The 23,756-nt window shown below is 60.0% G+C and carries 23 protein-coding genes; 10 read left to right on the top strand and 13 right to left on the bottom strand.

All coding sequences use genetic code 11. From position 1 onward, the window contains the following. Positions 1-57 precede the first annotated feature (57 nt). Positions 58-993 carry an alpha/beta fold hydrolase gene (locus JAO82_RS08100; RefSeq protein ID WP_232897293.1) on the bottom strand — a complete coding sequence of 312 codons (936 nt, stop codon included), beginning with the start codon at positions 991-993 and terminating at the stop codon, positions 58-60. A 32-nt stretch (positions 994-1,025) separates the two neighbouring features. Continuing rightward, a complete protein-coding gene (locus tag JAO82_RS08095) occupies positions 1,026-1,316 on the bottom strand; it encodes an SCP2 sterol-binding domain-containing protein (RefSeq protein WP_198685863.1) in 291 nt (96 codons plus the stop codon). 89 nt (positions 1,317-1,405) lie between these two features. Here JAO82_RS08095 and JAO82_RS08090 point away from each other — a divergent pair, with 89 nt between their 5' ends. The 5 genes from JAO82_RS08090 to JAO82_RS08070 all read left to right on the top strand — a co-directional run bounded on the left by JAO82_RS08090 (position 1,406) and on the right by JAO82_RS08070 (position 6,562). Beyond that, on the top strand, positions 1,406-1,987 hold the full coding sequence (locus JAO82_RS08090) for a tetratricopeptide repeat protein (RefSeq protein ID WP_198685862.1): 582 nt from the start codon (positions 1,406-1,408) through the stop codon (positions 1,985-1,987). Between the two features lie 54 nt (positions 1,988-2,041). Beyond that, a complete protein-coding gene (locus JAO82_RS08085) occupies positions 2,042-4,909 on the top strand; it encodes a helicase-related protein (protein ID WP_198685958.1) in 2,868 nt (955 codons plus the stop codon). A gap of 1 nt (position 4,910) precedes the next feature. Next, positions 4,911-5,288: an RNA-binding S4 domain-containing protein gene (locus tag JAO82_RS08080; RefSeq protein WP_332872506.1), complete on the top strand. Its 378-nt coding sequence runs from the start codon at positions 4,911-4,913 to the stop codon at positions 5,286-5,288. Between the two features lie 160 nt (positions 5,289-5,448). After that, a complete protein-coding gene (gene fdxA / locus JAO82_RS08075) occupies positions 5,449-5,787 on the top strand; it encodes a ferredoxin FdxA (protein WP_198685861.1) in 339 nt (112 codons plus the stop codon). 265 nt (positions 5,788-6,052) lie between these two features. Further along, positions 6,053-6,562 carry a CarD family transcriptional regulator gene (locus tag JAO82_RS08070; RefSeq protein WP_198685860.1) on the top strand — a complete coding sequence of 170 codons (510 nt, stop codon included), beginning with the start codon at positions 6,053-6,055 and terminating at the stop codon, positions 6,560-6,562. A gap of 74 nt (positions 6,563-6,636) precedes the next feature. Here JAO82_RS08070 and cobS read toward each other — a convergent pair whose 3' ends face one another. Further along, positions 6,637-7,407, bottom strand: coding sequence for an adenosylcobinamide-GDP ribazoletransferase (gene cobS / locus JAO82_RS08065; RefSeq protein WP_198685859.1), 771 nt, complete (start codon positions 7,405-7,407; stop codon positions 6,637-6,639). A gap of 76 nt (positions 7,408-7,483) precedes the next feature. On the opposite strand from cobS, the gene cobT reads away from it, so the two are divergent. Then, entirely contained in the window at positions 7,484-8,500 is a 1,017-nt protein-coding gene (gene cobT, locus JAO82_RS08060; RefSeq protein WP_198685858.1) for a nicotinate-nucleotide--dimethylbenzimidazole phosphoribosyltransferase, read from the top strand. A 2-nt stretch (positions 8,501-8,502) separates the two neighbouring features. Here the strand turns inward: cobT and JAO82_RS08055 are convergent, their stop codons facing one another. The 3 genes from JAO82_RS08055 to JAO82_RS08045 all read right to left on the bottom strand — a co-directional run bounded on the left by JAO82_RS08055 (position 8,503) and on the right by JAO82_RS08045 (position 13,170). Beyond that, the gene (locus tag JAO82_RS08055; protein ID WP_198685857.1) at positions 8,503-10,377 is read right to left on the bottom strand and encodes a monovalent cation:proton antiporter-2 (CPA2) family protein; all 1,875 of its coding nucleotides are present in this window, start codon (positions 10,375-10,377) and stop codon (positions 8,503-8,505) included. An 18-nt stretch (positions 10,378-10,395) separates the two neighbouring features. Next, on the bottom strand, positions 10,396-10,851 hold the full coding sequence (locus JAO82_RS08050) for an Lrp/AsnC family transcriptional regulator (RefSeq protein WP_198685856.1): 456 nt from the start codon (positions 10,849-10,851) through the stop codon (positions 10,396-10,398). A gap of 318 nt (positions 10,852-11,169) precedes the next feature. Then, the gene (locus JAO82_RS08045) at positions 11,170-13,170 is read right to left on the bottom strand and encodes a hypothetical protein (protein ID WP_198685855.1); all 2,001 of its coding nucleotides are present in this window, start codon (positions 13,168-13,170) and stop codon (positions 11,170-11,172) included. Between the two features lie 149 nt (positions 13,171-13,319). Between JAO82_RS08045 and JAO82_RS08040 the strand changes: the two genes are divergently transcribed. After that, positions 13,320-14,018: an SIMPL domain-containing protein gene (locus tag JAO82_RS08040; protein ID WP_332872505.1), complete on the top strand. Its 699-nt coding sequence runs from the start codon at positions 13,320-13,322 to the stop codon at positions 14,016-14,018. Positions 14,019-14,057: 39 nt separating this feature from the next. On the opposite strand, the gene JAO82_RS08035 is transcribed toward JAO82_RS08040, so the two are convergent. From JAO82_RS08035 to JAO82_RS08020, 4 genes are all read right to left on the bottom strand, one after another. Continuing rightward, the gene (locus tag JAO82_RS08035) at positions 14,058-15,350 is read right to left on the bottom strand and encodes an O-acetylhomoserine aminocarboxypropyltransferase/cysteine synthase family protein (protein ID WP_198685854.1); all 1,293 of its coding nucleotides are present in this window, start codon (positions 15,348-15,350) and stop codon (positions 14,058-14,060) included. Between the two features lie 91 nt (positions 15,351-15,441). Next, on the bottom strand, positions 15,442-16,446 hold the full coding sequence (locus JAO82_RS08030) for a hypothetical protein (protein ID WP_198685853.1): 1,005 nt from the start codon (positions 16,444-16,446) through the stop codon (positions 15,442-15,444). 148 nt (positions 16,447-16,594) lie between these two features. Beyond that, positions 16,595-17,098 (bottom strand): flavin reductase family protein, encoded by a 504-nt coding sequence (locus JAO82_RS08025; RefSeq protein ID WP_332872504.1) that lies wholly within the window; start codon positions 17,096-17,098, stop codon positions 16,595-16,597. A gap of 85 nt (positions 17,099-17,183) precedes the next feature. Further along, positions 17,184-17,651, bottom strand: coding sequence for a YbaK/EbsC family protein (locus JAO82_RS08020; protein ID WP_198685852.1), 468 nt, complete (start codon positions 17,649-17,651; stop codon positions 17,184-17,186). An 82-nt stretch (positions 17,652-17,733) separates the two neighbouring features. Between JAO82_RS08020 and JAO82_RS08015 the strand changes: the two genes are divergently transcribed. The 3 genes from JAO82_RS08015 to JAO82_RS08005 are packed head-to-tail and all read left to right on the top strand — an operon-like array spanning position 17,734 to position 21,348. Continuing rightward, complete coding sequence (locus tag JAO82_RS08015) at positions 17,734-20,517, top strand: [protein-PII] uridylyltransferase family protein (protein WP_198685851.1); 2,784 nt, start codon at positions 17,734-17,736, stop codon at positions 20,515-20,517. Next, the gene (locus JAO82_RS08010; RefSeq protein ID WP_198685850.1) at positions 20,514-20,789 is read left to right on the top strand and encodes a hypothetical protein; all 276 of its coding nucleotides are present in this window, start codon (positions 20,514-20,516) and stop codon (positions 20,787-20,789) included. The genes JAO82_RS08015 and JAO82_RS08010 overlap by 4 nt, the downstream gene beginning before the upstream one ends. A gap of 7 nt (positions 20,790-20,796) precedes the next feature. Continuing rightward, the gene (locus JAO82_RS08005) at positions 20,797-21,348 is read left to right on the top strand and encodes an RSP_2648 family PIN domain-containing protein (protein ID WP_198685849.1); all 552 of its coding nucleotides are present in this window, start codon (positions 20,797-20,799) and stop codon (positions 21,346-21,348) included. 90 nt (positions 21,349-21,438) lie between these two features. On the opposite strand, the gene JAO82_RS08000 is transcribed toward JAO82_RS08005, so the two are convergent. From JAO82_RS08000 to JAO82_RS07990, 3 genes are all read right to left on the bottom strand, one after another. Continuing rightward, the gene (locus JAO82_RS08000; RefSeq protein WP_198685848.1) at positions 21,439-22,128 is read right to left on the bottom strand and encodes a M48 family metalloprotease; all 690 of its coding nucleotides are present in this window, start codon (positions 22,126-22,128) and stop codon (positions 21,439-21,441) included. A gap of 162 nt (positions 22,129-22,290) precedes the next feature. Continuing rightward, on the bottom strand, positions 22,291-23,475 hold the full coding sequence (locus JAO82_RS07995; protein WP_198685847.1) for a vWA domain-containing protein: 1,185 nt from the start codon (positions 23,473-23,475) through the stop codon (positions 22,291-22,293). A 4-nt stretch (positions 23,476-23,479) separates the two neighbouring features. After that, positions 23,480-23,647, bottom strand: a complete 168-nt coding sequence (locus JAO82_RS07990; RefSeq protein WP_198685846.1) for an apolipoprotein acyltransferase — start codon at positions 23,645-23,647, stop codon at positions 23,480-23,482. Between the last annotated feature and the right edge of the window lie 109 nt (positions 23,648-23,756).

The following is a 23,756-nucleotide window of genomic DNA, read 5'->3' as shown; positions in this document are numbered from 1 at the left end:
AAGGCAGGATAACCGCGCTGGGATGAGAAAGACCGTGAGCGCGCCCGGCACAAGTGATCAGACCCGTTGCGATATTTTTATGGGTCTGCGGGATTGGGTGAAAAAATCGGCAATCCAGTCGAGGACATGAGCGCGAATCGCCGGGGTTTCCATCAGGATCTCGTGGCGCGCGCCTTTGGTAATTTCGAGCATACCGCGCGGCCAGCGGCGCATCCGCGCCAGAACGGCTGCGCGGTCGATGATCTGTTCGCCTTCGCCGATAAAGGTCAGGCAGGGCAGATCGGGGGACCGGCGCGCGGCAAGGGTGCGGCATTCGCGCAGCGCCTCGCGCAGCCAGATCAGGCTCGGCCCGCCCAGCGACAGCTTAGGATGTGCGGCCAGTTGTGCCTTCATCATGGCATAGGTGTCCGGATCCGAAGTTAGCATGTTGTCTTTGAACGGAGCAAGCTCGACATAGCTGTCGATCTGCGTGCTGGGGGTCAGGTGCAGACCGCGCCCGATCAGGGGTGCCAGATGTGACAGGCTCCAGCCAAGGGGGCGCATTAGGGGCGAGATTGAGATGCCCCACATCGGGCCAGTAAAGGCGCAGCTTTGAACCGCAAGGCCTTCCATCACAGCGCGCAGGCCAATGGCGGCTCCCATGGAATGACCCAGCAGATGCCAGGGTCGGGTCAGGTCCAGTTCCTGCGCCAGCCGCACCGTTGCGGTCAGATCCTGCTGATAGTCGGTGAACCGGGCGACATGGCCCAGCCGCACATTTTTGACCAGCCGGTCTGAAAGGCCCTGGCCGCGCCAGTCAAGCGCGATCACGTCAAAGCCGCGCTGGCCAAACTCGCCGGCAGTCTGGGCGTATTTTTCCACATATTCGGTGCGCCCCGGCAATAGTAGTATCGTGCCATGTGCCTGCGATACTCCCCAATGCGCCACGCGAATGCGAACGCCATCGCTGGTATGCACCCAATAGGCGGTCCCTTCTGGCAGGCTGCCGTCCATGTCACTAAAGTAGGGCGCGCGCGCCGGTGCCATCAGGCGAGGGTCGCAGCCAGCTTCATCGCCATCCCCATATCGCCCTCCACGGATAGTTTGCCGGACATGAACGCGCTTGTTGGGTTGAGGTCGCCCTCAAAAATTGAGCGGAAGGTGTCGGCGTCCGCGCTCAACGTCACATCGGCGTCTTCATCGGCAACGCGGGCGCCGTTTTGGTCGATGATGATGGTGCCTTCGCCTTGCACATTGAACTTGGCCCGGCCGTCAAAGGCGCCCGCCGTGATCTTCTGGTTCAATTCGGTGGCAGCCTTTTTCAGGAAGTCGCTCATGTTGATCCTCGTGATTTCATCTTGTCGTCGCGAATGTGAAGGCTCCGACACTGGAATTCACAGCGCACGTGGTTACATTGGTCCCTGATATGAGCATAGAAATCCCCAAGCACAAACCTACCGTCGCGGCATTTCTGATCATATTTATGTTTTCCTTACCCTTGGTTGCGCAAACCCCAGCGGAGCAGCCGGAGAGCATGAGCGAAGCGGCGCTTCTTGCCGCGCTGGCCAGTGCAAATGAGCAGGAAGCGTCGCGAATTGACCGGCAGTTGCAGGCTCTGTGGACCAAAAGCGGATCCCCTGCGATGGATCTCTTGCTGGAGCGTGGACGGGATGCGTTGGAGAATCACGATGTCGCGGCCGCGATCGAGCACCTGACCGCGCTCACGGATCATGCACCAGAATTTGCCGAAGGTTGGCATGGCCGCGCCTCGGCCTATTTCAACGCCGATTTGCTTGGCCCGGCGCTGGCCGATCTGGAACGTGCTCTGGTACTGAATCCAGCCAATTATAACGCCATCTATGGTCTTGGGGCGATTTTGGAACAGCTTGGCGATCCGCAACGCGCCTTCCTTGCTTATCGTCACGCGCAGGCTATACACCCGCACCATGAGGATGTGATTGAGGCGCTGGACCGGCTGCGGCCTGTTGTTCAGGGCCAAGACTTGTAAATTCCGCACCGAGCAGGGCGACAGGGAGCATATGTGACCGGCGCATCACGTATCATGGCCATTCTTGGCCCGACCAATACTGGCAAGACCCATTATGCCATCGAGCGGATGCTGGGCTATCGCACCGGAATCATCGGCCTGCCGCTGCGGTTGCTTGCGCGTGAGGTTTATGACCGCATCGTGGCGATTCGCGGGCCGTCAGTGGTGGCCTTGGTCACTGGCGAAGAGCGCATCGTGCCGCCGCGCACCCAATACTGGGTCTGCACGGTCGAGGCGATGCCCGAGGGCATGGGGACCGATTTCGTCGCCGTGGACGAGATCCAGCTTTGTGCCGATCCCGAGCGCGGCCACGTCTTTACCGACCGTCTGTTACGGATGCGGGGGCTGCATGAAACCCAGTTTCTGGGGTCGGACACCATGCGCGGCCCGATTGCTGCCCTTGTGCCCGAGGCGCAATTCATGCACCGCGAACGCATGTCGCAGCTGGTGTATGTCGGGTCGAAAAAGATTTCCCGCATGCCGGCGCGCAGTGCCATCGTCGGGTTCTCGGTCGAAAACGTTTATGCCATTGCCGAGCTTTTGCGCCGGCAAAAAGGCGGTGCAGCGGTCGTGATGGGCGCATTGTCACCGCGCACGCGCAACGCGCAGGTGGCGCTCTATCAGAACGGCGAGGTCGATTATCTGGTTGCGACCGATGCGATCGGCATGGGGCTGAACCTTGATATCGACCATGTGGCGTTCTCGTCGCTGACCAAATTCGATGGCCGGCGGATGCGCCCGCTCGCGCCCAATGAACTGGCTCAGATCGCCGGACGGGCAGGGCGGGGCATGTCGGATGGCACCTTTGGCGTCACCGGCGAAGCCAGCCCGCTGGATGATGCGGTTGCGCAGGCGATCATGGATCACCGCTTTGCGCCATTGAAAAAAGTGAACTGGCGCAGTGCGGCGCTGCAATACGGTAACATTGAGGCGCTAATCGCTTCGCTTGAGACCGCACCGGAGAGCGAACATCTGGCCCGCGCGCGCGAGGCCGACGATCTGGCGGCGCTGAAATCTCTGTCCCAGTTTGCCGAGGTTACGGCCCGTGCCAGCGACCCGAACTCTGTGCGCCTGCTCTGGGATGTCTGCCGAATTCCGGATTTCCGTGGAATCAGTCGCGGCGAACATGCCGGGCTATTGAGCGCGATATTCAACCACCTGCATGAGCGTGGTGCCGTGCCCGATGACTGGCTGGCGCGACAAATTCGCCAGATTGATCGAACCGATGGCGATATTGATACGTTAAGCAAGCGTCTGGCATATATCCGCACATGGACCTATGTGGCGCAACGCAAGGGCTGGACGCGTGATGAAAAGCATTGGCGTAGCGAAACCCGCGCGGTAGAAGATAGGGTGTCAGATGCGCTGCACGAGCGTTTGACGCAACGATTTGTGGATCGGCGTACATCCGTGTTGCTGCGCCGGCTCAAGCAAAAGGAGGCCCTTTTGGCCGAAGTGAATGACAAGGGCGACGTGACCGTCGAAGGTGAATATGTTGGACGGTTGAGCGGGTTCAGCTTTCTGCCTGACAAGGGGGAAGCCGGGGTCGCGGACAAGGCGGTCAAATCCGCAGCGCTGCAGGCGCTGGGGCCGCAGTTTCATCTGCGCGCGGATCGCTTCTACAATGCTCCGGATACCGAGATCGACTTTACCGAACAGGGTGGGTTGATGTGGGGCGATGCGGCTGTTGGCAAGTTGACCGCCGGGTCTGAGCCACTGAAGCCGCAGGTTGTGGCTTTTGTGGACGATGAGGCCGGTCCCGAAGTGGCCGAAAAAGTCCAGCGCCGCCTGCAACATTTCATCGACCGCAAGATCGCCGCGCTGTTGGAACCCCTTCTGACCTTGCAACGCGATGAGACACTGACCGGTCTGACCAAAGGTTTCGCGTTTCGCATGGTCGAGGCACTGGGTATCCTGCCCCGTGTCGAAGTGGCAGCCGAGGTCAAGGATCTTGATCAGGACGCACGCGGGGCGCTGCGCAAACATGGGCTGCGCTTTGGCCAGTTCACTATTTTTATGCCCCTGCTGCTCAAGCCCGCACCAACACGGTTGCGGTTGGTGCTCTGGTCCTTGGCGCGGGGGCTGGATGATTTCCCCGAGGCTCCGCCACCGGGTCTGGTGACCGTGCCGGCCTTGCGCGAAGCGCCGCAAGGCTATCACGCGATGTGCGGCTATTACGCTGCGGGCGAGCGGGCGATTCGCATCGATATGCTGGAACGGCTGGCGGACATGCTGCGCGCACAGGATAGCCGTGCCGGATTCGAGGCGAGCGCCGACATGTTGTCGATCACCGGCATGACACTTGAGCAATTCGCCGATCTGATGCAGGGACTGGGCTATCGTGCCGAACGCGGCGAGCGCGCCAAGGTCAAGACGCCAGTACCACAGCCAGTTGATGAGGACCCGGAAAAGGATCAGCCAGTTATGGATGTTGGGCGCGATGTGCCTCCGGTCGTGCCGAGTGATCCCCCGGCGTCGCCCGAGGCCGCTGATAGGCCGGCCGGGGTTGCAGACATTCCCGCTGAGGGGGCGGCCCCTATTGTGGAGGAGCCTCCTACACAGGCGAAAGCGGATGATGATATCCCCGAAGTTGACGATGGTGAAATCCCCGTCGGAACCGCTCCGGATGCGACACCTGCCGACACCACGCCGGAAGAAGAAGTGTTTTATACCTTCACGTGGTCGCGTCCTCGCCATAGTGGCAAACCGCAGGGCAAAAAGCCGCCCCGGCCACGTGGCAAGCCGCAAGCCAGGAAGGCAGGCGGAGATAAAGGCGCGCAAAGAGGCAAGTCTGCTTCCGCCCGGCCCCCTCGCCAGGAAAAGAAAATCGACCCCGACAACCCCTTTGCAGCGGCGCTGATGGGGCTGAAAGACAGCAAATAGCGTGTCTGGCAGCGGTGGCGAGAAGCTTCGTATCGACAAGTGGCTTTGGCAGGCGCGATTCTTCAAGACCCGCAGCTTGGCGGCGCGGATTGTCAGCGATGGTCAGGTGCGACTGAACTCTGTGCGGGTAACACGACCCGCACAGTTGGTCGCCATCGATGATGTCCTGACATTTCCCCAAGGTGCTCAGATAAGGGTGGTACGTGTCTCCGCCATCGGCACCCGTCGTGGTCCAGCGACCGAGGCGCGGACGTTGTTTTGCGATCTCACTCCGCCAGCAACCGATGAATCCCGTGTCGGTCGGGTCGGCGAACGCCCGACAAAACGCGATCGCCGCCTGATCGACGAGTTTCGCAAAGGCCAAGATGAGGCTTTCTGACCCTTTTTCGGAACATCGGGGTCGGAAAAGCGTGCCCAATGGGAAACCGGGCCAAACGGGCGGAAAGCCTGTGATCCGCGGTCTTTCCGCATGTCAGGCGCTTGAAGATCCGCTGCGTGTGATCTAGCTAGGCACTAGACGTTAAACTGAAAGCTCACCCATGACTTATATCGTCAATGATGCCTGCATCGCATGCAAATATACCGACTGTGTCGAGGTCTGCCCCGTGGATTGTTTCTATGAGGGCGAGAATATGCTGGTGATTCATCCTGACGAATGTATCGACTGCGGCGTATGCGAGCCAGAATGCCCTGCCGATGCAATCCGTCCCGATACCGAACCAGACACGGAAAAGTGGGTCGAGTTCAATCGCAAATATGCCGAGCTTTGGCCCGTGATTATAACGAAAAAAGACCCGCTGCCCGAAGCCGAAGAGCGCGATGGTGAGGACGGTAAACTGGAAAAGTACTTTTCCGAGGCCCCAGGCGAGGGCGGTTGACCTGCTCAATCCTTGACAGCGGTTTGCATCATCCCTAGGCTTTTTTAGCCAGAAGTAGCTAATCGCACTCACTTGACCCGACGACACCTTCCGAAGCGTCGGTTTTTGTGATATACTGATCTCAATAAAATCGAAATGGCGGATCCTTGGTTGCTCATCAACGCGGGGATCAGCGAGTTATCGAATACGCGGCTGATCAGGGCGTAGATACCGCTTTGGTCTGCTGACCCAGCGAGTGAGCCGACTTGAAGCGAAGGAAACCTGAATGTCAAAGACCAAGAAAAGCGAATTTCGTCCCAATGATTACGTCGTTTATCCAGCGCATGGCGTTGGAAAGATCGTTTCGATTGAAGAGCAGGAAGTTGCGGGTCTGACCCTTGAGATGTTTGTCTTGTCGTTTGAGAAGGACAAGATGACACTGCGTGTTCCGACCGATAAGGCCACGGTTATTGGGATGCGGTCTTTGGCGAGCCCCGACATGATCGATAAGGCGATGACCACCTTGAAGGGCCGGGCACGGGTCAAGCGTGCAATGTGGTCGCGCCGTGCGCAAGAGTACGAGCAAAAGATCAACTCCGGTGACTTGATCTTGATTGCCGAGGTGGTACGCGATCTGCATCGCACCGATGATCAGCGCGAGCAAAGCTATTCCGAGCGCCAGCTATATGAGGCCGCGCTCGAGCGGTTGACCCGCGAAGTGGCCGCAGTTTCGGGGGGGGATGAAGCTCAAGCCGCCAAGCAGGTCGATGAAGTGCTGATGTCGCGCGCCGCGTGATTCGCAACCGCCACAGAATTTGAGTACCGCGCCCTTGCCGGGCGCGGTTTTCGCTTGGGGCATATCTTTTCATCTCATATGACAGCTAGCAGGGTGAGCAGCACCGCGATCTCGCCCAATTGCTGTGCGGCGCCCAGTATGTCGCCGGTCTGGCCGCCGATTCGCGCTTTGGCGAGCGCGCCCAGTCCGGTCAGAACAGCCGCCAAGGTGGTCGCGACAAGCAAAGCGAGCCAGCCTGTTCCCATTAGCGCGAATCCCAGCCCGAGCAGCACCGCCACAGCGACGGTCGCCGTCTCGGGCCTGCCGACCCGATGCGACAACCCGTCGCTACGGGCATGGGGAAGAGTGGCCATCAGAACCGGCAATCCGGCGCGCGACAGGGTTGCTGCCACCAATAATGGGCCCCAAAGATACCCAGAAACGATTAAACCGGTCAGTGCGCCCCAGCGCAGACCCAGCGACAGGATCAACGCCAGAACGCCATAGGTTCCGATATGGCTGTCCCGCATGATTGCAAGCCGCCGCTTTGCGTCAAAGCCCCCCCAGATGCCATCGGCGCTATCGGCCAAGCCGTCCTCGTGCATCGCTCCGGTGATGATGATTTGCGCCCCTAGGACCAGCAGTGCCGTGATCACACCCGGCAATCCAAGGGCCAGAGCAATCCAGCCAATACTGCCAGCAAGCAGGGCAACAGCCGCACCGACCACTGGAAAAGCCCAAACCGCCTGTGTTTGTCGCTCAAATGTCGCATCCTGCAGCACAGGCAGCGGCAGGCGTGTTAACAACACGGCAGCAATGGCCAGATCGACAGGGCGGGCGAGGCTGGTATTGAGGGTTTCACGCATCATTGGCCTTTCAAGCAGTTGCCGGAGCCGATACAGCCGTTAAACACCGCTGCACCGCCATTGCAAAGAGACCTTCATGCTGCCCGATTTTTCCGATCTCGACGGATTCCGCACAATCCTGAATAGTGCCACCTGCGCCGACATGAATGCGCGTGAGGCAGCCGTCGCGCGTGACCGGCAGTTGACCAAACCCCCCGGCGCGCTGGGGCGGCTTGAAGAATTGGCGATCTGGTATGCCGGTTGGCGCGGCACCGCGCGCCCGGAAATCCGGAGCCCGCAAGCCCTGGTGTTCGCGGGTAATCATGGTGTTTGCGCGCAGGGGGTGTCGGCGTTTCCGGCCGAGGTCACGGCGCAAATGGTCGCGAATTTTAACGCGGGTGGGGCGGCGATCAATCAGCTTGCCAGCCTGGCAGGCGCACATATGGACGTCCACGCTCTGGAACTGGACCGTCCGACAGGTGACTTCACGCAAAGCCCTGCGATGGATGAACAGGAGTGTCTGGCCGCATTGAAAGCTGGCTGGGAAGCAGTCGATGCCAAGACGGATCTGCTGGTGGTTGGAGAGATGGGTATTGGCAACACCACCTCGGCAGCGGCAATCTGCAACGCGCTGTTCGGGGGCGACGCCGCCAGCTGGACCGGACGCGGCACTGGCGTGGATGATGCCGGGCTGGTCAACAAGACCCGGGTCGTGGCCGAGGGCGTGGCACTCCATGCGGAGGACGCGCGCGACGGGCTCGATATTCTGACCCGTCTGGGAGGGCGCGAGATCGCTGCTATGGCTGGCGCGATTGCGGCGGCGCGAATGCTGCATATTCCGGTTCTGCTCGATGGGTTCATCTGTTGTGCTGCCGCCGCTTGCCTGCAACACACCTCTCCCGGCGCGCTGGATCATGCATTGGCGGGCCATCAAAGTGCTGAGATCGGGCACAAGGCCCTGTTGCGCGTGTTGGATAAGGAGCCGCTGTTGTCGTTGGATCTGCGTCTGGGTGAAGGCACAGGTGCGGCACTTGCGATCCAGATTCTGCGCGGCGCTGTCGCCTGTCATTCAGGCATGGCAACATTTGCCGAGGCCGGTATCAGCAGCGCGTGAGATCAAGCCGAGTGTTGATCTTTCTCCAGCACCTGATTGAGCAGGGCATTTTCCAGCTCTTTCTGTAATTCACGGGTGCGGTTGATATAGGCGGCGTTCTGACCGTCCGGAATATCAGGGTTCCAGACCTCGGCCAGTTGTTGCACCGAATATCGATCATGGGTGTAGAACGTCTTTGCTGCGTCAGCAGCCTCGAACTCGCTCAGTCCGACATTTTCCAGAACGTAGCGCCCGGCGCGCAGAGAACTGTCGAACATCTCCCTGACGATGTCATTGGCTCCGGCCCGGTAAAGCAGATACGCATGACTGCGATCTTGGGCGCGGGCAATGATGTGCAGATCGGGTCGTTCGCGGCGGGCATACACGACAAGGCGAGTATTAGCTTTCTTATCACCCATGGCCGCAACCAGCACACGGGCCTTAGCCAGCCCTGCAGCATTAAGAAGTTCGGGCCGCGTGGGATCGCCGAGAAAGCTTTTGAAGCCGAATCTGCGCATCAACTGAATCTTGTCCATGTCGCTGTCCAGCACCACGGTCTTGAAGCCGCTGGCGCGCACCAGTCGATTTACGATCTGACCAAATCTCCCGATTCCTGCGATGATTACAGGGCCTTCGTCATCGATCGTGTCAGCTGGGTAGTCTCTTTTCGGGTCGCGTATGCGGGAGGACAGGAAATCATAAAGGATGAATAAAAGCGGCGTGATCAGCATAGTTAGTGCGATGATCACCAACAGCTTTTCCGACACACTTACCGGAATGACGCTTTGCTGAACAGCAAAAGCCAGCAGAACAAAGCCAAATTCACCCGCTTGCGCAAGAGAAAGTGTAAACAGCCAGCGATCACGGCCTTTCAGCCCAAAGATACAGCCCAGCAGATAAAGCACGCTCCCCTTGGCGAGAATAACCAGCAGCGCCAGTCCTATCAGGTCGTCGGGCTCGCTAAAAAACGCGGTGAAATTTATGCCCGCGCCGACCGTGATAAAAAACAAACCCAGCAACAATCCTTTGAATGGGTTCAGATCGCTTTCCAGTTCGTGACGAAATTCAGTGTTTGCCAGCACCACACCAGCCAGAAATGAGCCAAGTGCAGGCGAGAGGCCGACCAGTGTCATCAGGAATGAAATTGCCACCACGATCAGCAGCGCCAGCGCGGTATACATCTCGCGCAAGCGTGCCGCGTGGATATAGCGAAACAGCGGGCGCGTCAGATAGATACCCGAAAGAATCACGGCGGCAATGGCGGCCACAGTGACCAGAGTCACGCCCCAGCCTGGCAGACCATCGACTAACGACATCGTTTCGGAAGGGAGCATCGCAGTGTCCCCGTGGGGGAAGGGCGCACCCCGCGTCCAAGCCATGGGCACGCTGATTGCCAAAAGCGGCAGGAGTGCGAGTATCGGAATCACCGCAATATCCTGCGTCAAAAGCACCGAAAACACCGAGCGCCCGCCACGGGTTTGCATCAACCCTTTTTCCGACAGGGTCTGGAGAACAATGGCGGTTGAAGACAGCGACAGCGTCATGCCGATTGCCAGTGCCACTTCCCAGGGCTGACGGAGCGCCATCGCCGCCGCCATCAGCAACAGGGTCGATAACAGTATCTGCGCGCCGCCCATGCCGATCATGCGATGCCGCATGTTCCAAAGCGCACGTGGTTCAAGCTCTAGGCCGATCATAAATAGCATCATCACAACACCGAATTCGGCAAAGTGCTGCAAATCTTCGGTTTCTGATCCCACCAAGCCCAGAACCGGGCCGATGATGATACCGGCTGCTAGGTAACCCAAGACCGAACCAAGCCCCAACCGCGCAGCAAAGGGCACTGCGATCACTGCGGCTGCCAGATAAATCGAGGCCTGATAAAGAAAACTTTCCATAGGGCCGTCCTTTGGCGGTCAGGTGGGCAAGGGAGCATCGCGTTTCAGTTGGTCCATGACGATCTGGCTTTGGACGCGCGCAACTGCCGGATGTGGCAACAGGACGTCGTGCACCAGACCATTCAGAGCGGATAAATCGGCGCAATAGACATGAAGCAGGTAATCTGCCTCGCCGGTCATCGTCCAAGCATTGGTGATCTCGGGGCGAGTGCTGACAAGGCGAGCAAAGCTTGCCGAGTGTTCCGGGTCATGCAGTCCCAGTTGCACCTGCACAAACCCCTGTACCTGCAGCCCCAGTTTGGCCGGATCCAGTTGTGCAGCATAGCCTTGGATATAGCCCTCGTTTTCCAGACGCTGTCGGCGCCGACCCGCTTGGCTGGGGGATAGATGCAAGATTTCTCCCAGCTGATGTGCTGTCAGGTGAGCGTCGTTTTGCAGCGCGGCGAGGATGCGAATATCAGCGTTGTCCAGCATCTGCGGTCTATCCTTGTTTTTCGTTACTATAGCGCGGGAGTCGCGCATATAAAGGGAAAATTCGCAGGAGTTTACGCAAAATACACTCGGAAAGCGCTGAATGTGGGCTGCGGCGAGAGATCTCGCCGCCGATAGAGCCCTCAGAACTTATCTACGCCACCTCAGGAGATGCGCGGAAGTGACGGGCCGCCGCCATCGCCATCTACGCGAGGGCTCCACGGCAATTCTGGAAAATAGAAAGCAGGCAGGCCAGACCAGCCCAGCTGCGACATCTATCCATTTCGAAGGCGACGTTTATCCTGTTGAAATGGTAAGTTGTTAACTGCTTGGCATCGACAGGGTAATACCACGCCCGCCTTTCTGATAATGCACGTTATTTTGGCCGATTGCGACAACGCGCCCGCCGTCGACCGTGTCGCCGATCTTCACTTTTTTATAGCGGCCACTGGAAAGACGTATCAAAGCGCGCCGATTGGCGGGCGGGCCATAGACACCGATCAAATTGACCCTCCGCAGATTGATCGCCTTGCTTTGGGTTGCCTGTCGCGCGACCGATGCAGATGATGGGATCTTGGGCACCACCGTTGCTGGTGCGGCGATCGCAGCGGGTTGCTTGGGCTTTGATGTGTCTCTGGATTTCGCGATAGAAGCCGCAATGCTGGTCGGGCGTGCATTGGGTTTGAGAGAGCGGGGGATGGCGGAGGCTGTGGCGGTTTCGGCATCCGGTACCGTTGGCTCTGCGGCGCTGGGGTCGATATCGTGCAATTGCTCTTCGATCAGACGATCAACCTGTGCCGCTAGTGAGTCCGGGCGCAGCGGTGGGCTTATGCTGACCGGTTCAGCGCCGGTATGGTGATCCGGCGTGGAGGGCTCGCTTGAGGGAACAAGGGTATCGGGTCGCAGGCGTGGCCGCATCGCTGCCAGCTGCATTTCGGTGGTATCGGTTTTCGGGGCCGCTGCGAAACGGGTTGGCACGGCAGGCGGTATCGCCGGGGGGCGCCCCAGAAAGACGAGGACCCCGTCAGGAGTCAGGGTTCCTTCGGGGCTGGGGGTGACCAACCTATCCGGATTTGGCGTGACCGATTCCCCTGCGGCAGGCGTGGAGGCTGCGCCGGGCAATGAATCGGTCTGAGGGTCGTTGGGCTGGGGCAGTTCCGCCGCCGTACGCGTTATATCGGAACGGTCGGTTGAGGCGATGTAGAGATCACCCAGCCCGATCACGGACGGGGTCTTTGGTCCATGAGGGGGGGTATATGGCGCTGCAAGCTGCAGGTCGTTTTGCATCGGCGTCTTGCGCGGAACTTCCAGCGTTGTAGTCATACTTTCGATTGGATCGCCGGGTGTGACCGGGGCGGTGGTTCGAGCCGCTTCAGCCGGAACCTCTTGCAGCGCTGCACTGGGCGTCTGGGTGCCGTTCTTGGCGGGAAGCATGGCCCAGGCTGCGATGGCAGCCGATAACAGAAACAGGCCAATGGCAACGGGCCTCAGTGGAGGCTGTCGCCTCTCACCGATTTCAGACGGTTTTTGTGCGCCGATAATAATCGTGGGCTCGGGTTCGACGTGGGGCTTGTCGGCGGTGGTTGATGCCACTGCACTGTGAGGAGCGCGTTGATCCAGTGATTTGGCTTGTGCATCCGGCGTCGCACTAGGCGCTGTCGCAGATGTTTTTAGCGCTATTTCAGGAGGGCGGGGGCGAGAATTATCACGGCGGGCAGTCAGCGAAACGCTGGCCGGTTCAACGGACGTTTCGGGAGCCGGTTGCATCGTCGGAGCGAGCGCATCCGATATGTTTTCCATACGGTCATCGGGCGCTGTGTCGCTCGGCTTAATCTGATCGGTGGCAGGCGCAGGATAGTCAAAGGCTGCCTCGCCGCTAAACGCCTTGTCTATGGGTGATGCCGCATAGCTTATCGGGATAAATCCATGCCTCAGTGTGAATTGCCGGGCCTCGTCTAGGGTTTCAAGCGCGACAGCGGCGATATGCGTGACTGTGCCCTGAGCGGAAATCGCGTACCGTAGATCAGATACCGCATAGGGCGTCGCGCCCTCCAGCGCGGCGCGCACCAATTGCTCGCGAGTTTGCTGATCAACAGTTCCAGTTTCGACTGATAGATAGCGGATCTGTTCATCGGAAATGATGATCCTGCAATGTGGTCCTTCAGGCTCTTTGGCTAATGCCTGCTCGCGCAGATCCGCCATTGCCGCGGCAAGGTCTGGCGCATCTGGCGTGACCCGGCCCAGCTCGTGCCATTCGTCTGCCACATTATGCAGAAGGGTTATTTCCTTAGGAGACAGCGCCAATGCAAAGCCGGGTTTCATCTTGCTTCCATTCCCTATTCCTGCGGGCAATGGATGCCCGTATCACCGAGCCTAAAGCACCGCCTTGCCCGGGAAAAGGAAAAGACCCAAACATCTTGCATGACAGGGCAAGGATATACATCGTGACACAGCCTTAGAGGAGATAACTTGTGAACATCAAACTATTGATCGCGGCGGCAATGGCCGTGGTAATGTCGGGAGCAGCGATGGCTGATGACATGAAGCGGCATATTTCCGTCACAGGGGAGGGGCAGGTCGAGGCGACACCAGACATGGTGACCTTGTCTTTGGGCGTCACCCACGAGGCGGACGAGGCTGCGGATGCCATGTCGCAGACGTCGGATGCGGTCGCGCAAATTCTGGCGCGGCTGACCGGAATGGGGCTGGAGCAGCGCGACGTTCAGACCCGAAGCCTGACCTTGAATCCGGTTTGGTCGAATCAGCCGGAAACCAAGCCGCGACGCTCGGAAATCACCGGATATGTCGCAAGCAATATCGTGATCGTGCGGGTGCGCAATATGGATAAGCTGGGCGGCATACTAGATGCGGTTGTTGCCGATGGCGCGAATACATTCAATGGCCTGAGCTTTGGTCTGCAAGAGCCCGATGCGCTTGCTGATAAGGCGCGTAAGCAGGCGGTGGCCGACGGCCGCGCCAAGGCCGAATTGCTGGCACAGGCAGCGGGCGTGAAGCTGGGGCAGGTGATCAGCATCACCGATCAGGACCGCGGGCAGCCGATGCCTCGGATGATGGAGATGTCCGCCATGCGCGACAGTGGCGTGCCGGTCGCTTCGGGCGAGGTGACGATTGATGCGTCGGTATCGATGATTTTCGCCATCGGCGAGTAAGAACGGGGCAGGGGCCGTATGGCCCCGCCCCTCAGGTGATCAGCCGCAGGCCTTGGTCAGTGCCTGATCCAGATCGGCGATCAGGTCGTCGGGATCTTCAATGCCGATGGAAAGGCGCACCACATTCGGCCCGGATCCCGCAGCTTCCAGTTGCTCTTGCGTCAACTGGCGGTGCGTGGTCGAGGCGGTGTGGATGACCAGACTGCGCGTGTCGCCCAGATTGGCGACATGGCTGAAAATCTCCAGCGCGTCGACCAGTTTGACACAGGCATCATAGCCGCCCTTGACGGCAAAGGTGAACAGCCCCCCGGCCCCTTTGGGGCAGATCTTGGCGACACGGTCGTAATAGGGCGAGGATTCCAGCCCAGCATAGGTGACGTAGTCGACCCTTTCGTCGTTTTCCAGCCAAGTTGCGACCTTCTCGGCGTTCTCAACGTGACGCTTCATGCGCAGCGACAGGGTTTCGATCCCCATCAGCGTGTAATGCGCGGCCTGCGGGTTCAGCGTCATGCCAAGATCGCGCAAGCCGATGGCGATGCCGTGGAAGGTGAAGGCCATCGGGCCAAACGTCTCATGGAACTTCAAACCGTGATAGGCTGGTTCGGGCTGGCTGAGAGAGGGGAACTTGTCGGATGCCGACCAGTCGAACTTGCCCGAATCCACGATCACTCCGCCCATGACAGTGCCGTTGCCGGTTAGGTATTTGGTCATCGAATGAATCACCAAGGTCGCACCGTGCTCGATCGGGCGGCACAGGTAGGGCGTGGCGCTTGTATTGTCCACGATCAGTGGCAGGCCAGCGTCGTCAGTGATTGCAGAAATCGCGTCGATGTCCGTGATGTAGCCGCCGGGATTGGCGATTGACTCGCAGAACACCGCACGCGTGTTCTCGTCTATCGCAGCTTTCAGCGCATCGGTATCATCGAAATCGACGAAACGCGCTTCCCATCCGAAACGTTTGATGGTCTGGGAAAACTGCGTCACGGTACCGCCATAAAGCCGTGTCGAAGCGATCACGTTTTTGCCCGGACCCATCAGCGGAAATAGCGCCATGATCTGCGCAGCATGACCGGTGGAACAGCACACCGCACCGACTCCGCCTTCAAGTGCGGCCATGCGCTCCTGCAAAACCGAGACAGTGGGGTTGGTCAGGCGGGAGTAGATAAATCCAACTTCTTCCAGATTGAACAGCTTGGCTGCGTGATCAGCGTCGCGGAACACATAAGATGTGGTCTGGTAAATTGGTGTTTGTCGCGCGCCGGTGGCTGGATCTGGCGTGGCTCCGGCGTGGATTTGCAGCGTGTCGAAGCCTTGCTTGGGTCGGTCACTCATCTTGGGTCTCCCGTTGTGAATTTCGCTTGGGAATTGCTTAGGCGATCAGAGACAGGCACACAACACGGCGTGGTGCAGTTCTTGCCTGCATTCAGCGAATCCAGAGCCCGTTCGACCTGATGCGATTGCGGATTGCCTGTTCACGGCGCGGCAGGTTTTCCCGGTCAAACAGTGCCCGGACCTTCGCGCCGCGGCGCTGATAGACCATTCGTTTGATCGGCTCGTGAGCCTTTAGCACTTTCTTCAGCCAGTTTGGCGCGGCCACGGCTTCGAGACACTCTACGACCGCGTCGCTTTCGCGTGCGTATAGCAGCGGAAAATGCCGGTAATGGCAACTGACGGACCCGTCCAGCAGCCCAGCTGGCAGGACGTCGCGCCCGCCGCCAAACCCGTGGATCACCAGCGGCAGCGCGATTTGATCCAGCCAAGGATCAAGGCTCTGGCAGGTCAGTTCAACGGGCGGATCATCGCGGATTGAGCGGGAGTAGTGCAGGAACCGTTGTCCGAATTGACGCGGGCAGCGGTAAAAGAACCAGCCGGCGTTGAAATAGAGATAGCGCTTCCAATACCCGTCGGATTGCGTCTCATCGAGACTCGATTCGAAATCCAAGCCGAATCTGTCGTAAAGTGATTTCCAGATCTCGCGATAGCCCGGCCCATAGAGGGTGGGGCGCGGCCAAGTCCCTTCGCGACGTAGCGAGGCGCCGGGACGGTCGAAATCAAACGGCACTGACATAAGATCGCCCGTGACTAAGGTATCGCTGTCGAAAAACACGAACGGCTCGCCTTCGGGCAATGCAGCAAGGGCTTCGATCTTATTGCCGTGCGGATAGCTGTCACCGAAAACTTGTGCGTCAAACGGCAGGATCTCGACTTTTAGGCGCGCAAAGGCGGACAGGATTTCGGCATCGACAATGCTTGGGTCGCGTTCCCACCGGGGGCCCGGTCTGGGCATGGCGATGAACAGGCGGCCAGCGAAATGGGGGCTGCGTGCGCGCAAGGAGGCGGCGAATAACAGTGCCTCGAATTGCAGACGGCCACGTTGTGCCACGATTATGACGTTAAAAGGCTGGCGCACTGCCGATGTTTGTATCATATCGTCCTGCTGTCGTGTCGATCAGGGACGTTCAGAGCAAATCGACCCGCTTGTGTCCAGCCACGGGGTAAACGGCCACTTTTCCGACTCGGGTAAGTATGTGCGGCAGTGGTAGCAATCAGGGCCCATCTTCACTGCCGAAACAAGTTCAGAATAGGTCAGAGAATCCGCCGTATTGACCGCGTTTGAAAATTAACCCGGACCCCGGGCGCACGGCAAAGCGAACTACTTTTCCCAAGATGATGGAGTGATCCCCGCCCGGATAAACCGCTTCCAACTCACATTCGAACCGGGCAAGGCTATCGGCAAGCACCGGCTGTCCCTCGGGGTTTTTGGACCATTCGATGTCGGTGAAATCATGCCCTGTGCGGGAGAAATGACGGGCCAGCGGCAGTTGGCTTTCATCCATAATGTGGATCACGTAATTGCGTGCTTTTGCAAACAGCGCATGCCGCGCCGACCGGTGCGCCGCGCACCACAACACCAGCGCAGGATCAAGCGATACCGACGCAAAGGAATTCGCTGTCATCGCGAGTGGGCCGGTATCGGTCATATGCGTCACCACGGTCACGCCGGTTCCAAAACAGCCCAACGCCTCGCGATAAGCCGTTTGGCTTTCAAGTCTGGGAATAAAGGTGTCTTCTGATATCACGTTGCGCGCCTTGCCGATTTAGGGTGTGGGTGCCATGACCGATCCGAATTGTCCAGAACAGTGGGATAGTGCCGTGCGCCGGTCATTATGACACGAAATTCGCCACCTGCGCCTGCGCGATACGGATAAGATCATCGGGTGCGATGGCAAAAACGTGATGCGGGGTGCCGGCCGCCGCCCAAACGGTGGAAAAATCCCGCAGCCGCAGATCGAGAAAAGCACGGATCGGTGACAGATGCCCCACCGGAGCAACACCACCGATGGCAAAACCGGTCTGCGCGCGGACCAGAGCGGCATCCGCCTTGCCCAACGGCTCGCCCGCCAAAGCTGCGGCGTCGGCATCCCGAACACGGTTTCCGCCGGCAGTGAGGAACAGAATCGCCCGGTCACTGACCTGTCCGTGAAAGATGATTGATTTGACGATCTGGTCCAGTCCGCATCCAATTGCTGCAGCCGCATCTTCAGCGGTACGGGCCAGTGCAGTTTCTCGGATTTCGGGGTCCAGTCCTGCTGCTTCAAGCGCGAGACGGACGCGTTTCATGCTTTTGCTCATGCTGCCAGTCTTGACTGATCCGGCGCGCGGCACAAGTCGATAGCGCATTGACCTTTCGCGGCGCGGGTTCCAATGTTTCATAATGTCGCTCAGCCGCCAGATGACCCGCTGCCCGCGCCCGTATGACGCCGAATTGGGGGCCGATGCGCGCGCCGCGCTGCCCGACGCCGACAGACCGCTTGGCGATCTGCTGGCGGGGGCAGGGGGCTCGAGTCCCTATCTCAAGCACCTGATCAAGCGCGAAGCCGACTGGCTTGGTGGCGCAACGGACGACCCAGACCGTGCGCTGGCCGACCTGATGAGCAATCTGCCCCTGCTCCCACCCGACCGGTTGAAGCCGGGGCTGCGGCGGGCCAAGCGGCAGGTGGCGCTTCTGGTTGCGCTGGCCGATCTGGCCGGGGCATGGCCGCTTGACCGTGTGACCGGTGCGCTCAGCGATTTCGCGGCACTGGCCTGCGATCTGGCACTGAAAGCCGAGATTGCGACGCTGATCAAGCGTGGCAAGCTGCCGGGAAAGGGCGAGGGCGACATTGCCAGCGCTGCCGGTTTGTCTGTGCTGGCCATGGGCAAGATGGGCGCGCATGAACTGAACTATTCTTCCGATATCGACCTGATCTGTCTCTTCGATGAAGGCCGTTACGGCGAGGACGAGTTCGACGAGGCGCGCACGGCACTTGTGCGGGCGACACGCAATATGTGTGCAACGCTCAGCGACCGCACCGCTGAGGGCTATGTATTCCGCACCGATCTGCGCCTGCGTCCCGATCCGGGAGTTACGCCGGTCTGCATGGCAATGGCGGCGGCGGAAACCTATTATGAAAGCCTGGGCCGCACATGGGAACGCGCCGCCTATATCAAAGCACGCCCCTGCGCCGGAGACCTCGCCGCCGGCGAAAGATTCCTGCGTACGTTGCGCCCTTTTGTGTGGCGGCGACATCTGGATTTCGCAACGATTCAAGACGCCCACGACATGCGTCTGCGGATCCGCGAGAACAAGGGAACCGGCGGCGCGCTGAGCCTGCCCGGCCATGATTTGAAGCTGGGCCGTGGCGGCATCCGCGAGATCGAGTTCTTTACCCAGACCCGGCAATTGATTGCCGGCGGTCGCGATCCGGATTTGCGCGCCCGCGCCACGTTGGATGGCTTGCGCGGGCTCGCTGAAAAGGGTTGGGTCCCCGGTGAGGTAACGGAGGCGCTTGCCGAGCATTACCGCACCCATCGCGAGGTCGAGCATCGGATCCAGATGGTGCACGATGCCCAGACCCACACCATCCCGAAAACCGCTGAAGGCTTTGCCCGAATCGCCTGTCTGATGGACATGGAGCCGGACCGTCTACGTGCCGATCTGATCGACCGCCTGACCGCGGTACATGAGTTGACCGAGGGCTTTTTTGCCCCGGATTCCGCGCCTGTTGAGCAACCCGAACTCCCCGAACTGGACGCTGAAATCCTGTCGCGCTGGCCCGGCTATCCGGCACTGCGCTCGCAGCGCGCGGCGCAAAGCTTTCGCCGCCTCCGCCCGGAACTTCTGTCGCGGCTTGCCCGCTCCGCTCACCCGCGGGAGGCGCTGGTGGCGCTCGATGGTTTTCTCGCTGGGCTGCCTGCCGGCGTGCAACTCTTTGCGCTGTTCGAGGCCAATCCGCAATTGGTCGATCTGTTGGTCGACATTGCCGGAACGTCCCCCAAGCTGGCCAGCCACCTGTCGCGCAATGCGGCTGTGTTTGATGCGGTGATCGACGGCGATTTCTTCGCTCCTTGGCCGGGGCTGGCCGTGTTGCGCGCCGAACTGGCCGCGCGGTTAGCAGCCGAGCCGGATTATGAGCGCCAGTTGGACAGTGTCCGCCGCTGGCAGCGCGAATGGCATTTCCGCATTGGCGTGCACCATCTGCGCGGCCTGATTGATGCCGACGAGGCGGGCGGTGAATATGCCGATCTGGCCGAGGCGGTGGTTGCGGCGCTGACACCCGTGGTCACGACGCGTTTCGCGCGCAAACATGGCGCGCCGCCGGGACGCGGGGCGGCGGTGCTGGGCATGGGCTCGCTGGGAGCGGGGCGGCTCGGCGCGGTTTCGGATCTGGATCTGATCGTGATTTACGACCCCGGCGATGCGGAGGCCTCGGACGGGCCGCGCCCGCTGGCGGCGCGTACCTATTATGCACGGCTCACCCAGGCACTGATCACGGCACTCAGCGCACCGATGGCACAAGGCCGATTGTACGAGGTAGATATGCGTCTGCGCCCCTCGGGCAATCAGGGGCCGGTGGCCACAAGTTGGTCCAGCTTTCGCGACTATCAGCAGACCGAGGCCTGGGTTTGGGAGCATCTGGCGCTGACCCGCGCCCGCGTTCTGGCCGGACCTGAGGCGCTTTGCGCCGAAATCGAGACCTTCCGCCGGGCGCTTATCGCGCGGCCCCGCCAAGCCGGTGCTGTGTTGCCCGAGGTTGCCGCCATGCGGGTGCGGCTGGCGGCAGCCAAGCCGGCCTCAAACCTTTGGAATGCCAAGGACGGGGCCGGGCGGCTGTTGGATATCGAATTGCTGGCGCAGGCCGGCGCGCTGCTAGCGGGTGCGCCCGCGCGCGACGTTGCCAGCGGATTGAGTGGCGCCGTCACGACGGGGTGGTTGTCCAGAGAGGCCGCCAAGACGCTGCGCGGCGCTCATGTGCTGCTCTGGTCGGTGCAGATGGCGATGGGGCTGCTGGCCGGTACAGGCGGCGCGACCCAGACCCTGAGCGAAGGCGGCGCGCGTTTTCTGTGCCGCGCCACCGGCTATGATAGGCTTGAAAGCTTGCGTAAGGCGCTGGAGAAAGCCTATCACGAGGCGGACAGGGCAATCACGGATGCGCTGCCGCGCGAGGGAGTGAAATGAAACCCGGACAAAGCGAAATCGATCCCAAAGGCCTGATCTACGAGGCCTACCGCATTGACGGCATTACCTCCGGCGAATGCCGCAGCATTTTCTTGGATTGGGTGCTGACCTTGCCGGATGAAATAAAACCCGATCAAGCCTTGCGTTGCCTGCTGTCGCGCCACCAAGACAGCGCGCCAACGCACCCGATGACAATCGTACTGCGCGACGGATTAAGCGGCACCGCGGTCCCGCGCCGCCGGGGTGGTTGGCGATCGCGGCCGCGGGGCTGACCTCATAATGAACTCGATTGGCAAGATCGTTATAGACGCCTGCGTGCTATACCCGACAGTGATGCGGGAAATCGTGCTCGGCGCTGCAGCGCAGGGTCATTTCCAACCATTATGGTCAACCCGCATTCTTGAGGAATGGGCCCGCGCTGCCCAAAAACTGGGCCCCACGGGGGAAATACAGGCGCGCGGGGAAATCGCCTTGCTGCGCGCCGCGTGGCCCGATGCCGAACTGCCCCCCGCCCCCGAGATCGAGGAACGGCTGTGGCTGCCTGACGCTGCGGACCGGCATGTGCTGGCGGTGGCCATTGCCGGTTCGGCGCGTGCAATCCTGACACTGAACGCGCGCGATTTTCCCCGCCGCGAGCTCGCTGGGGAAGGTTTGGAGCGGCTTGATCCGGATCAGTTCATGCGCGCTTTGTGGCAGGCTGACCCGGCCAGCATCTCCCGCGTGGCAGATGACGTGTTGGACAAGGCCAACCGCCTGTCAGATGGCGACTGGCAAATGCGGCCCCTCTTGAAAAAGGCGCGTCTGCCGCGCCTCGCCAAAGCGGTATCCTGACCCCGGGCATGGCTTCTTTCTGGGCTGCAATACCCCGGGGAGCGCGAGGGGCAGCGCCCCTCGTTCCGCCGATGATCCCACAATGTCCCTTTAGCTTTGCACTGCCCAGCGTTTTTGCAGCTGCTCCAGCGCCGCAATGCGCTGGTCGGTTTTGGGGTGGCTCATCAGCCAGGCCGGAGCAACGCCCGAACGTGACTGGGTGATCGCGTCAAGCTTGCGAAATAATGATTTCTGCGGCTCAATTCCGATTCCGGCTTTGGTCAGAAGTGCGGCGGCATAAGCATCGGCTTCGTACTCATCGGACCGCGATAGGCGTGCGCCAAGCAGCGCGGCTAGCATGTTGGCAATCCACACGCCGATAAATGGCACAAACCGCCCCAGCACCATGATCAACGCGGTGCGCAACGCGTTTTGCCCCGAAAAGTCGATCATGCGTCGGCGCGCGTGCCCCAGTGCAACGTGCCCCAGTTCATGGGCAATCACGCTGGCGAGTTCTTCGCCCGAGACCTCGCCGGACTGGAATTTGCGATAGAACCCGCGCGTGATGAAGATACGCCCGTCCGGAGCCGCCAGACCGTTCACGGGGTCGATCTCGTAGATGTAAACCGGGATGCGCGACAGGTTGAGGCTGGCAGCTAAGCGGTCTGTCAGTCGCTTCAGTCTGGGATCGACCAATTCGCTCGATTTGGCGTCCAGTTCGCGATGCGTGCGCCACATCGAAAACCAATACATTGCCAGCGCATACAGGATTGCCAGAAGAATGGGGGTGAATCTAAGCATGGTTTGAATATGGCGACTGGCGCACCGTGCCACAAGCGGCAGCCCACCGACAGGTGCAGCACCCATAAAAACTCGATTTCGACTTAAGCAAACTGCACTGCCCTTCGTTAGGTCTTAAAGGTAAAATATGATACCGATGGCGCGGGTCGGTGCGGAAACTAATTAACGTTTCAGCGCGTCCATGCCCTGGCTGATGCCTTCAAGCGTCATCGGCACCATCTGACCCTCAAAGATTTCCCGGACCATCTGGATGGAGTGGGTATAGCTCCAGTATTTTTCAGGCACGGGATTGATCCACAGATTCGCCGGCCACTGATCGCGCGCCCTTTGCAGCCAAACATGGCCGGCCTCTGCGTTCCAGTGTTCGTTGGCCCCGCCCGGATAGGCGATCTCATAGGGCGACATGCTGGCATCGCCCACAAAGATACATTTGTAATCGGATCCATATGTGCGCAACACCTCATGCGTCGGGGTCTGGGCGTCCCAGCGGCGGCGGTTGTCGCGCCAGACCCCTTCGTAAAGGCAGTTGTGGAAATAATAATGTTCCAGATGTTTGAATTCGCTGCGCGCCGCCGAAAACAGTTCCTCGACGATCTTGATATGTGGGTCCATGCTGCCGCCCACATCCAGAAATAGCACCACCTTGACGGCATTGTGGCGTTCGGGGCGAGTTTTAATGTCGAGATAGCCGTGTTCAGCGGTCGCACGGATCGTACCGTCAAGGTCCAGTTCGTCTGCTGCACCCTCGCGGGCCCAGTGGCGCAAGCGTTTCAACGCCACCTTGATATTGCGCGTTCCCAGTTCGACAGTGTCGTCCAGATTGCGGAACTCACGCTTGTCCCAGACCTTGACCGCGCGTTGGTGGCGGCTTTCTTTCTGACCAATCCGCACGCCTTCAGGGTTGTAGCCATAGGCGCCAAAGGGCGAGGTGCCGGCGGTGCCGATCCACTTGTTGCCACCCTGATGGCGGCCCTGTTGTTCCCTCAGGCGCTCGCGCAGGGTTTCCATCAGCTTATCAAAGCCACCGAGCGCCTCGATCTCGGCCTTTTCCGCTTCGCTTAGATGTTTTTCGGCCATCTTTTCGAGCCAGTCGCCAGGCACGTCCACGGCGTCCATCACTTGCTGCAAGCCGATCTCTTCCAGCCCCTCGAAGCTGGTGGCAAAAGCGCGGTCGAATTTGTCGATGTTGCGCTCGTCCTTCACCATTGCTGTCCGGGCCAGATAATAGAACGCTTCGACATCATAGGTCGCCAGACCGGCCTTCATCGCCTCAAGAAAACTCAGATATTCGCGCAGGGAAACCGGCACGCCGGATTTGCGCAGGTTTCCGAAGAACGGCAGGAACATGGCGCTAGATCGCCAGTCGGTGAATCACGACAGTGGCGATCAGGCCAAGGAGCGCAAAGGCGATCCCGAACGAGGCTGCATATTGCGCGATGTCCAGCTTGTTGCCACCGCGATTGCGTGCGGTCATGCCGCCGACGATGGCCCCGACCAATGCTGCCCCGAAAACGATCATATCCTGTCCTTGCACCCTGATGTTTCGGTGACGAGCCAAAGCACGGCGCGGCGATCTTGCCCACCCAATCGCGCCCGTTAGTCATATCAAAGCCCTAGCGCGACCATTC

Origin of the sequence: Pontibaca salina (genome assembly GCF_016307205.1) — a bacterium.
Classification (GTDB): domain Bacteria; phylum Pseudomonadota; class Alphaproteobacteria; order Rhodobacterales; family Rhodobacteraceae; genus Pontibaca; species Pontibaca salina.
Note: the sequence above shows the minus strand (reverse complement) of the source record. Positions and strands in the feature narration are given on the sequence as shown.

What these genes read in the sequence shown, in the direction of transcription:
- JAO82_RS08070 (WP_198685860.1), top strand. Translation starts at nt 6,053, where the DNA reads ATGTCAAAGACCAAGAAAAGCGAATTTCGTCCCAATGATTACGTCGTT.
- JAO82_RS08045 (WP_198685855.1), bottom strand. Translation starts at nt 13,170, where the DNA reads ATGAAACCCGGCTTTGCATTGGCGCTGTCTCCTAAGGAAATAACCCTT.
- JAO82_RS08020 (WP_198685852.1), bottom strand. Translation starts at nt 17,651, where the DNA reads ATGAGCAAAAGCATGAAACGCGTCCGTCTCGCGCTTGAAGCAGCAGGA.
- JAO82_RS08095 (WP_198685863.1), bottom strand. Translation starts at nt 1,316, where the DNA reads ATGAGCGACTTCCTGAAAAAGGCTGCCACCGAATTGAACCAGAAGATC.
- JAO82_RS08100 (WP_232897293.1), bottom strand. Translation starts at nt 993, where the DNA reads ATGGACGGCAGCCTGCCAGAAGGGACCGCCTATTGGGTGCATACCAGC.
- JAO82_RS08010 (WP_198685850.1), top strand. Translation starts at nt 20,514, where the DNA reads ATGAAACCCGGACAAAGCGAAATCGATCCCAAAGGCCTGATCTACGAG.
- JAO82_RS08030 (WP_198685853.1), bottom strand. Translation starts at nt 16,446, where the DNA reads ATGATACAAACATCGGCAGTGCGCCAGCCTTTTAACGTCATAATCGTG.
- JAO82_RS08055 (WP_198685857.1), bottom strand. Translation starts at nt 10,377, where the DNA reads ATGGAAAGTTTTCTTTATCAGGCCTCGATTTATCTGGCAGCCGCAGTG.
- JAO82_RS07990 (WP_198685846.1), bottom strand. Translation starts at nt 23,647, where the DNA reads ATGATCGTTTTCGGGGCAGCATTGGTCGGGGCCATCGTCGGCGGCATG.
- JAO82_RS08090 (WP_198685862.1), top strand. Translation starts at nt 1,406, where the DNA reads ATGAGCATAGAAATCCCCAAGCACAAACCTACCGTCGCGGCATTTCTG.
- JAO82_RS08050 (WP_198685856.1), bottom strand. Translation starts at nt 10,851, where the DNA reads ATGCTGGACAACGCTGATATTCGCATCCTCGCCGCGCTGCAAAACGAC.
- JAO82_RS08085 (WP_198685958.1), top strand. Translation starts at nt 2,042, where the DNA reads ATGGCCATTCTTGGCCCGACCAATACTGGCAAGACCCATTATGCCATC.
- JAO82_RS08015 (WP_198685851.1), top strand. Translation starts at nt 17,734, where the DNA reads ATGTCGCTCAGCCGCCAGATGACCCGCTGCCCGCGCCCGTATGACGCC.
- JAO82_RS08000 (WP_198685848.1), bottom strand. Translation starts at nt 22,128, where the DNA reads ATGCTTAGATTCACCCCCATTCTTCTGGCAATCCTGTATGCGCTGGCA.
- cobT (WP_198685858.1), top strand. Translation starts at nt 7,484, where the DNA reads ATGCTGCCCGATTTTTCCGATCTCGACGGATTCCGCACAATCCTGAAT.
- cobS (WP_198685859.1), bottom strand. Translation starts at nt 7,407, where the DNA reads ATGCGTGAAACCCTCAATACCAGCCTCGCCCGCCCTGTCGATCTGGCC.
- JAO82_RS08035 (WP_198685854.1), bottom strand. Translation starts at nt 15,350, where the DNA reads ATGAGTGACCGACCCAAGCAAGGCTTCGACACGCTGCAAATCCACGCC.
- JAO82_RS08005 (WP_198685849.1), top strand. Translation starts at nt 20,797, where the DNA reads ATGAACTCGATTGGCAAGATCGTTATAGACGCCTGCGTGCTATACCCG.
- fdxA (WP_198685861.1), top strand. Translation starts at nt 5,449, where the DNA reads ATGACTTATATCGTCAATGATGCCTGCATCGCATGCAAATATACCGAC.
- JAO82_RS07995 (WP_198685847.1), bottom strand. Translation starts at nt 23,475, where the DNA reads ATGTTCCTGCCGTTCTTCGGAAACCTGCGCAAATCCGGCGTGCCGGTT.